This is a genomic window from Bacillus cereus group sp. Bc031, assembly GCF_027716265.1.
Lineage (GTDB): Bacteria > Bacillota > Bacilli > Bacillales > Bacillaceae_G > Bacillus_A > Bacillus_A paranthracis.
Window position 1 is genome coordinate 45974 of sequence record NZ_JAQFUL010000031.1, and the last position, 8305, is coordinate 54278.

The following is an 8305-nucleotide window of genomic DNA, read 5'->3' on the forward strand; positions in this document are numbered from 1 at the left end:
AAAACAGCCTATTTTCAAATGATAAATCATGGTTTTTTATCCATATATTTCACATACTATCCTTCTATCCAATCGAATATTTTCTCATCTTTTTTTCTATACCGAAAGCTTACTTTATAGAAAACTTCCTGTTTTATTTTGCACTGCAATGAAACGAGAATAACGTCGTTTTCAAATACGTAATTTCCACTCGCTTCGCCCTTTTCATATGAAAAGAAAAAAGTATCTTCCTTTTCTTTTTGCCGTAAGTCTTTTTTTATATTTGTAATAGATTGATTTAGTATTTCCTCCAGTACAAACTTTTGCTCTATTTCAATATAAAATTTTTTATCTATAAGCAACATATTCGTTTCGTATATAAAGAACGAAGTGAATAATATAAGAAAAATGATTGTTCCTGGCATCGTAAATCCATCTTGTTTTATCATACATGTATTCCCATTTCGCTATACCTTATAGCTACACCTTCATATTTTTTCCCGCTCCTATCTTTCACATTGATAAAGAGCAAATGAGGTGTTACTTCATACGAAACCATTTCAACATTTTGTAATATAACTTCTCTTCCGCGCATGTTCACTTTTCTTATAAGGTGATTATTCAATTTTTCATACGTCACTTCATCTCCAGTGCGAAGACGGAAGCGCAACATACTCTCTCTATTTTCAGGAACTATTTTTTCCACAAATGATACTTCACGAAACTCTAACTGTACTTGTCCTACAAACACATCCCATTCCCAATTATTTAACCCTTTTGATTGCTTGTTTTCTATTCCAATAAAGCTTAAACGTGGTAAGAGTAAAAAGAAAAGTGATAACAGAAAAAAACATACGATCATTTCAATTAATGTAAATCCAACTTCTAATTCATTTTTTCTCCCGCATAAAAGCATTGTTCCATCATTTTTCCTTTCACATCTTTCCACATCGCACAAACTTCATTTCCTCCCCAATATGTGTAATATACATTTCCATTTATAACTTTTTCTTTCTGTTGTTTTGCCTCATTCTCATACATATATAAAGCTGCTTCTTTTTTTAATAATACAAATGCCTTATAACGAATTTGTATGTTTTTTCGTTCTTGCATAATCAATACTGTTTGCGGAAGTAGTAAAGATACCATCATCATTACTATACTTAATGCTACAAGCATTTCAGCCATCACTGACCCTTTTTGACATTTCACGATACGTAAATCTCCCTCTTCCAAGCTGGAATACAATCTCATATTTATAACTTCGATACGAAAGTAAAATCGTGCCACCTCTATTAATATTCCCACTCGGATTATATGTCATCGGATTTGGAAAAGTATTCAAATCCAATTGTATATCGCTATCATATTCTCTTTTAATGATAGAATGATCCGTACTCGATTCCCCTATATAATACATATGTCTATCTTTATGCCATCGTAATGTATAGTGTTTTTGACGATTTATGGCTAATTGTTGCATATACAAAATATCATTTGAAAACTGTCTTAAAAATTGTTCAATTTTTTGTTTTTCATATAATGAATGTACATGAAAATACGTGACCACACTTAGTACAGAAATGGCAAATAAAACGAGTAGCATTTCTAAAAGTGTAAAACCTTTTTGCTTCACTGTTTCCCACTTGTTACTGTGCCATCATTGGAAATATGAATCGCTTCACCATTCGGACACTTATCAGCTGTAATATATTTATCATCACTTAACTCTTTTAGTGTAGGAATTTTATTATGTTGTAGTTGGTATACTTGTACTTGTGCTTCTATAGATTTCACATAGGCTTTACATCCTTTTCCTTCAACGGATGAACGCTGCGTAACTACATTAGGAATAATTAATAGTAATAATACAGTTATGACGACCATAACTAATAACATTTCTAAAAGGGTAAACCCTTCCTCATTCTGCATGTAAATGCCTCCTATATAGAATTCATCATTTGAAACATTGGCATAATCATCGCTAAATACATAAGAACGACTATTCCTCCAATACACGTAAATAAAATCGGTTGAATAATCACTAACATACGGTTAATTTTTTGCTCCATCTTTTCCATAATCAGATCACTATAATCACCTAATTCAATCGCCAAATTACCGTTTGCTTGGCCATGTGTAATAATATAAGAAAGTTCTTCCTCATAATATCCACTTTTAGCAATAATAGATTGCAACGATTCTCCTGCAATTAATTGGCGTTCAATTCGACCCGCTTCATATCGAAAAAACGGATGGTATTTTTGTTCCATCATTATTGTTAGAGCCTCAAGTACTGATAGCCCACCGTGTAATAAACCGCTCAATTGAGTAGCGAAATAATGTGAATGCTTTAAAATAAGAAATGTTTTTACGAGGGGGATACGAAGCATAATTTTTACCTGCTTCATATGTGGGAGTTTCCGAAAGTAAAATATATATAAACTACAGCCAATTGTAACGATAAAAATAGTGCTAAAAATAAGATAAGGTAGTAGCTTAATTGCACTTAAAATTTGCTCTGTAAATAACGGTGCTGTAGAACCAAATGAACTATATACCATGTCAACTTGTGGTAATAAAATGCAGTTAAAAATCAAAATCATGATTATTAAAAAGAACGCCAAAAACATAGGATACTGCATTATTTTCATCATATCTTTCCTATACTTATCCTTTTTATAAAGAAGTGCACTCCCTTGTTGCAACGCAAAAGAAATATCACCATGTTGCTCGGCATAAAATAAATAGCTTAACATCTCCTGATGAAACTTTAATTGATGAAAAGAATCGTGTAGACTTTTTCCATTTTTTAATCCATCAATCATGCGCTGCAATTGTACTTTCTTTTCTAAAGGTAATTGAAACCGTAAAAATTCTAATGCCTGCAAAAGAGAGTATCCTTTTTCTAATAGTTCTCCTAATCGTTTCAGTAATATTACTTGATCACTTAAACTCCATATTTTCTTAAACATAAACATCCTCTTCTAAAAATCCTAAAGCGTATCCTTTTCGCAACGAAGACTCTAATGTCTCATGCTTGTACGTGACACATTCCCCGTTTGCTTCTTTAATCGCTTGTTTTAACTCATATCCATATAACAACTCATAAATACTCGCTTGCCTTACTTGCCTCATTGATTTACATACAGTTGAGCACTTTCTTTTACAAAACGGACACTTCAATTCAACAAGTCGCTGTGCAGCTATAGCCAATAAAGATTGTTCAATCTCTTGCCTTGTTATGCCAAAGTCCATAAACCGAAGTATTGCTCCTTTCGCATCATTCGTATGCAGTGTCGTCATTACTAAATGGCCAGTCAAACTTGCTCTTATAGCGATTTTTGCTGTTTCTTCATCACGAATTTCACCCACTAAAATAACATCTGGATCATGACGCAAAATAGCCTTTAGTCCCGCCTCATATGTGATACCTGCTTTTTCATTTATTTGAATTTGTAATACATCGTCATTTCTTTTTTCAACTGGATCTTCCAGTGTAACGATGCGGCGTGTTTTCTTTTTTCTAATTACCTCTAATAATGCATACATTGTTGTTGTCTTCCCCGATCCAGTCGGTCCAGTAAATACGAGTAACCCATGGGAATAATGTAAAAAAGAAAGTAGTTTCTTCGCTGTACTTGGAAATAACGAAAGATGAGATAACGGCTGAATAGATGCTTGTAAATGAAGACGAATAACGAGACTTTCTTGATATACAGTTGGAAGCGTGGAAAGACGTAAATACACTTCCTGTCCATCCATTTGTAAATACAGTGAACCATTTTGTGGCTTCCGCCTCTCCCCTATATCCATGGATGCTAAAAATTTAAAGTGTGAAACAAGTTTTTCTCCAAATTCCTTTTCAATGTATTGTTTCGTCATTAAATCTTTCCCTATGCGCAGTTGAATCACTACATCCTTCTTCCGGGGCACAATATGTAAATCCGAAGCTTGTACCCTACACGCCTCTTTCAAAATCGTATTCGCAAAGCTTTCAATTCCATTCATCATTTTTCCCTCCCCACTATGTATATAGCATGAAGAAATCCATCTGAAAAATCGGTATTTTTGCATTTTCACTAGATAAAAAAGGAAAAATATATTTGTGAAATTATGAACAATTTCCGAATTATTGTCTAAAATTACCTATACCCATGTTTATCTGTATTATAATGTTATTATCTTGGATAAAGTGATAAAGGTGGAGATCCTCATGGAACAAGCTTTAAAAATTACAGGTGTTTTAGCTGACCCAACTCGTTATTACATTTATAAATATATTTCTCAAAAACATAGTTACGTAACTGTACAAGAAATTGCTGATGAGTTTGACATTCATCCAAACGTAGCGCGTTTACATTTATCTAAATTAGAAGATGTTCATATGCTGAAATCTGAAACGAAGAAAACTGGAAAAGGCGGACGACCAAGCAGATTATATGTATTATCTGAAGATGTTATCCAATTACAATTCCCATTCCGTGATTATCAATTATTAGCAAAAATAGCGTTTAATTCTTTACTTAGCCTTGGAGCTGCTGGTGAAAAAGCGCTCTACGAAACAGGGAAACAATTCGGGGCCGAATTAATGCAACAACATATGCAGCGCTTAAATGTGAGCGAAGATGCTTTAACAGTGGAGCAAAAAGTTCAAATTGCAAAGGAAGCCTTTTCAACAGCTGGCTTATCACCTGCATTTGAATTAAGTGCAGATGGAACAAAAATTTTCTATGATGTACACAATTGTCCATTTAAAGAAGTTGCTGTCCATCACCCAACTGAAATTTGTAATATGCACGGAGATATGATGAAAGGGATTTTTGAAATCCTATTCCCTAACACGGAATTAACACGAAATGATAGTTTACTAGATGGATGTAAATCTTGTAATTATAAACTAACAATTTGATTTCTCATATAAAAAGAAGCCAATTATAATTGGCTTCTTTTTATATGAACGAATATTTACAATAGTAAGAAAAATAAACTATAATGAAGTGAGGTTTACTTTTTTTAGAAAAGGAGGGAGATGGCATGGAGCGCATGTTTCGCGTTCTCGGCTTTTGGACTGGAATTTTCTCGGTTATGTTTTACGTAGGGGATATGCATTCGACTGCACTACTATTTTTAGGACAAACAGGATTCTTCGTACTTTTAAGCTATTTAAATTTAACAGAGCGTATGTATATATACGTATTCGGGGCATATTTAACTGTTTTCTTCATAGGATTTACATACTACACGACATTTTTACTTGTCCCTGGGGCTGGACATTAAAAGATGGCATTTTGCCATCTTTTTTTTAATTCCGGAATTGCCTAGTTGACTTATAGGTTTTATTGATTTATATTCTATATAACAGATTGGAATTAGGGGGAATCATCATGAATACACTGCTTGTCGGAATTAACGTTGCAGTCATGCTCATTTTAGTTGGCGTATTATATTATATGCAACGTAAGCATGTATCTTTTAATAAACGTGTATTTACCGCTTTAGGAGTCGGAATTATCTTCGGTCTTATATTACAATTTATTTATGAGCCAACTTCTAAAGTAATTATTGAATCAAATACTTGGTTTGGCTTAATCGGTAACGGTTATGTGAAGTTACTTCAAATGATCGTTATGCCACTTATTTTAGTATCTATTATTTCAGCATTTACAAAATTACAGTTAACGAAAAACCTTGGTAAAATTAGTGGTCTTATTATCGGAATTTTAATTCTGACTACAGGAATTGCTGCAGCTGTCGGTATCGCTGCAAGTGCAGGATTTGATGTTTCTGCAACTGGTCTGCAACAAGGTGATGCAGAATCTGCTCGTCTGAAGCTAGTTGAAGAAAGATTTACTTCTATTGAAAAAACAACAATTCCAGATAAATTATTAGAGCTGTTACCTACAAATCCATTTCTTGATTTAACAGGTGCTCGTCCAACTTCAACAATTTCTGTTGTAATATTTGCAGCATTTATCGGTATCGCCTTTATAGGTGTAAAACGAAAATATCCAGAACAAGCAGAGCTATTTAAGAAAATGCTTGATGCTGTATATGCAATTGTAATGCGTATGGTAACCTTAATTTTACGTCTTACTCCATACGGCGTATTAGCTCTTATGGCAAAAACAGTTGCTGGTAGCGACATAAATGCTATTTTAAAACTTGGTAACTTCGTGTTAGCGTCTTACGTGGCACTTATCGTAATGTTCGTTATCCACTTATTATTAATTGCTCTATCTGGTTTAAATCCAATTCAATATTTGAAAAAGGTGTTCCCTGTATTAACATTTGCATTCACATCTCGCTCTAGTGCTGGTGCAATGCCATTAAATATTGAAGCTCAAAAAGAAAAACTTGGTATTTCTGAAGGGATTGCAAACTTCGCAGCCTCATTTGGAGTATCTATCGGACAAAACGGTTGCGCAGGTATTTATCCAGCAATGCTTGCAATGATGGTCGCTCCAACTGTAGGAATTGATCCATTACAACCACAATTTATTTTAACTTTAATCGCTGTCGTTGCGATTAGCTCATTCGGTGTTGCCGGCGTTGGTGGCGGTGCAACATTCGCAGCGTTAATCGTACTATCTACAATGAACTTACCAATCGGTATTGTCGCTCTTGTTATCTCAGTTGAACCATTAATCGATATGGGGCGTACAGCTCTTAACGTAAGTGGTTCTATGACAGCAGGTCTTATTTCTAGTAAATGGCTTGGTGAATTAGATCAAGATACGTACAATCAAGATGATACAAAAACTGGTGAAATTGCTTCATAATGAAAAGGACGCTAACAAAACGGTTAGCGTCCTTTTTTAGTTCTTTTCATCTTCCTCTTTATCTTTTATACATAAGGCATAACATATTGTTTCAAACACTATGTACAGATATAAAGAAATTACACCGTTTTTCATTTTTTTAATAACTATTAATTATAAACTACAGATTAACTATTATTCCTCACCCGCAAACTGTAAAAATTCTTCCAACCGCTCCTTTAACTCCTCCTCTATCTCACAATAAGATTCATCAACAAGTTCACCACTTAACTTACTTCCCCAAAACCTTATTGGAAGCGGTACTCCTAAAAAATAACTACAACATTCCCAGATAGGAACTGTATAAAATTCAACCATCTTTCCTTCTTCATCTAATACAGCTATCGAAATTGATGAAGAATATCCTGTTTCAAAAGGATTTTCTTTATCTCTGATGAGTTCTATAAATAATTCCATGTTTTTTTCTATGTACAAATGTGAATAATCTTTAAAAAGTTTAAATGCTATTCTCTCTATTTCCTTCTCCATGCATTGAATGTTCTCTTTTAACTCCAATGTAAAATCTCGTTCTGTATACTTCATCTCCGTCTCCTTACACATAGAAAAAGAGAATACAATAACATATTCTCTTTCCTCACATATACTTCATTATCTCACAGCCCGTCCTTTTCACAAATAACCATTTTGTTCGCACCATTTATGAAATTGTCCTACGTCTACTCCAACTAACACGATATCCTTTAGCTCTACCTCAATGATTTGTTCTCCAATTACAATAGCAAACTGCGATTCTAATTTTGTCTCGTTTTTCTTTACAATTCCAATTCGGTTCCGATGCGGTCCATCTTTTATATATGCTTTTTGTCCTACAATATCAAAGTTCAAGATCTTCACCTCTTTTACTGCGCTCAAATTGGAAATACGATCTCCACCTCGGAAAATTTCCTTTCATTGCACTATTTCTCTATATATATGACGAAACAATAAAAGAGTCCTTCCTTCTTTACAATTATTTTTTCTTTGTTTCATTTTTGTGATTGAAACGTAAAGTTTATAATAAAATACACTTGGAAGCGCTTTCTATGTAATTTTTTATGTTATAATGTATAAGTAGAACTTCGTAAAGAGGGTTAAAAAAAATGAATACAAAAATGATAAAAAAAGTAATTGAAGCATTAAAAGTATATGGCTTTCAGAATGTATCATTCTGTGACAAAACGAAGCAATTTTTATTTCATAACGAAACAGATATTATGAGCGGCTATGCAGAAATAACATATAGTAGTCAATTTGAAAAATTCAACGTACAAATTCATCCTATTGAAACGCATCACCAAGCAGAGTTACAAGAGGTTGAAAGACATATACAAGCCTGTATAAGAAAAGTGGAATATTTAAACGCACTTCTTAGCGGACAAACGAAACTAGATGATAAAATTATTATAATGTAAAAAAAGAACGTGATAGTTAAAATGTACCCTATAGAATAGACACTTAAAAAAAAGTCTATTCTATAGGGTCTTTCTTGTATAATGAGAGAAAAA

General features: G+C 33.4%; 13 protein-coding genes. 4 read left to right on the plus strand and 9 right to left on the minus strand.

From position 1 onward, the window contains the following. Nucleotides 1–56 precede the first annotated feature (56 nt). The 7 genes from comGG to comGA are packed head-to-tail and all read right to left on the minus strand — an operon-like array spanning nucleotide 57 to nucleotide 3990. Nucleotides 57–428: a competence type IV pilus minor pilin ComGG gene (gene comGG, locus PDQ33_RS14125; protein WP_061132205.1), complete on the minus strand. Its 372-nt coding sequence runs from the start codon at nucleotides 426–428 to the stop codon at nucleotides 57–59. Further along, nucleotides 425–895 carry a competence type IV pilus minor pilin ComGF gene (comGF, locus tag PDQ33_RS14130; RefSeq protein ID WP_000923058.1) on the minus strand — a complete coding sequence of 157 codons (471 nt, stop codon included), beginning with the start codon at nucleotides 893–895 and terminating at the stop codon, nucleotides 425–427. Before comGF ends, comGG begins: the two co-directional genes overlap by 4 nt. Continuing rightward, nucleotides 865–1167: a competence type IV pilus minor pilin ComGE gene (comGE, locus tag PDQ33_RS14135; RefSeq protein WP_000829518.1), complete on the minus strand. Its 303-nt coding sequence runs from the start codon at nucleotides 1165–1167 to the stop codon at nucleotides 865–867. Before comGE ends, comGF begins: the two co-directional genes overlap by 31 nt. Then, complete coding sequence (gene comGD / locus PDQ33_RS14140; protein ID WP_000810398.1) at nucleotides 1160–1615, minus strand: comG operon protein ComGD; 456 nt, start codon at nucleotides 1613–1615, stop codon at nucleotides 1160–1162. The genes comGE and comGD overlap by 8 nt, the downstream gene beginning before the upstream one ends. Then, the gene (gene comGC / locus PDQ33_RS14145; RefSeq protein WP_001178695.1) at nucleotides 1612–1911 is read right to left on the minus strand and encodes a comG operon protein ComGC; all 300 of its coding nucleotides are present in this window, start codon (nucleotides 1909–1911) and stop codon (nucleotides 1612–1614) included. The genes comGD and comGC overlap by 4 nt, the downstream gene beginning before the upstream one ends. 11 nt (nucleotides 1912–1922) lie before the next feature. After that, entirely contained in the window at nucleotides 1923–2954 is a 1032-nt protein-coding gene (comGB, locus tag PDQ33_RS14150; RefSeq protein ID WP_061132157.1) for a competence type IV pilus assembly protein ComGB, read from the minus strand. Further along, complete coding sequence (gene comGA, locus PDQ33_RS14155) at nucleotides 2947–3990, minus strand: competence protein ComGA (protein ID WP_001013206.1); 1044 nt, start codon at nucleotides 3988–3990, stop codon at nucleotides 2947–2949. The genes comGB and comGA overlap by 8 nt, the downstream gene beginning before the upstream one ends. 205 nt (nucleotides 3991–4195) lie before the next feature. Between comGA and PDQ33_RS14160 the strand changes: the two genes are divergently transcribed. From PDQ33_RS14160 to PDQ33_RS14170, 3 genes are all read left to right on the plus strand, one after another. Then, the gene (locus PDQ33_RS14160) at nucleotides 4196–4891 is read left to right on the plus strand and encodes a helix-turn-helix transcriptional regulator (protein WP_000434103.1); all 696 of its coding nucleotides are present in this window, start codon (nucleotides 4196–4198) and stop codon (nucleotides 4889–4891) included. Between the two features lie 125 nt (nucleotides 4892–5016). Further along, nucleotides 5017–5259: a DUF2626 domain-containing protein gene (locus PDQ33_RS14165; RefSeq protein WP_000440714.1), complete on the plus strand. Its 243-nt coding sequence runs from the start codon at nucleotides 5017–5019 to the stop codon at nucleotides 5257–5259. Between the two features lie 107 nt (nucleotides 5260–5366). Further along, the gene (locus PDQ33_RS14170) at nucleotides 5367–6761 is read left to right on the plus strand and encodes an L-cystine transporter (protein ID WP_001094339.1); all 1395 of its coding nucleotides are present in this window, start codon (nucleotides 5367–5369) and stop codon (nucleotides 6759–6761) included. 174 nt (nucleotides 6762–6935) lie between these two features. On the opposite strand, the gene PDQ33_RS14175 is transcribed toward PDQ33_RS14170, so the two are convergent. Further along, complete coding sequence (locus PDQ33_RS14175) at nucleotides 6936–7343, minus strand: hypothetical protein (protein ID WP_000877912.1); 408 nt, start codon at nucleotides 7341–7343, stop codon at nucleotides 6936–6938. Nucleotides 7344–7430: 87 nt separating this feature from the next. Further along, the gene (locus PDQ33_RS14180; protein ID WP_001008331.1) at nucleotides 7431–7646 is read right to left on the minus strand and encodes a DUF3912 family protein; all 216 of its coding nucleotides are present in this window, start codon (nucleotides 7644–7646) and stop codon (nucleotides 7431–7433) included. A gap of 254 nt (nucleotides 7647–7900) precedes the next feature. Between PDQ33_RS14180 and PDQ33_RS14185 the strand changes: the two genes are divergently transcribed. Further along, nucleotides 7901–8212: a hypothetical protein gene (locus PDQ33_RS14185; protein WP_001093243.1), complete on the plus strand. Its 312-nt coding sequence runs from the start codon at nucleotides 7901–7903 to the stop codon at nucleotides 8210–8212. Nucleotides 8213–8305 lie beyond the last annotated feature (93 nt).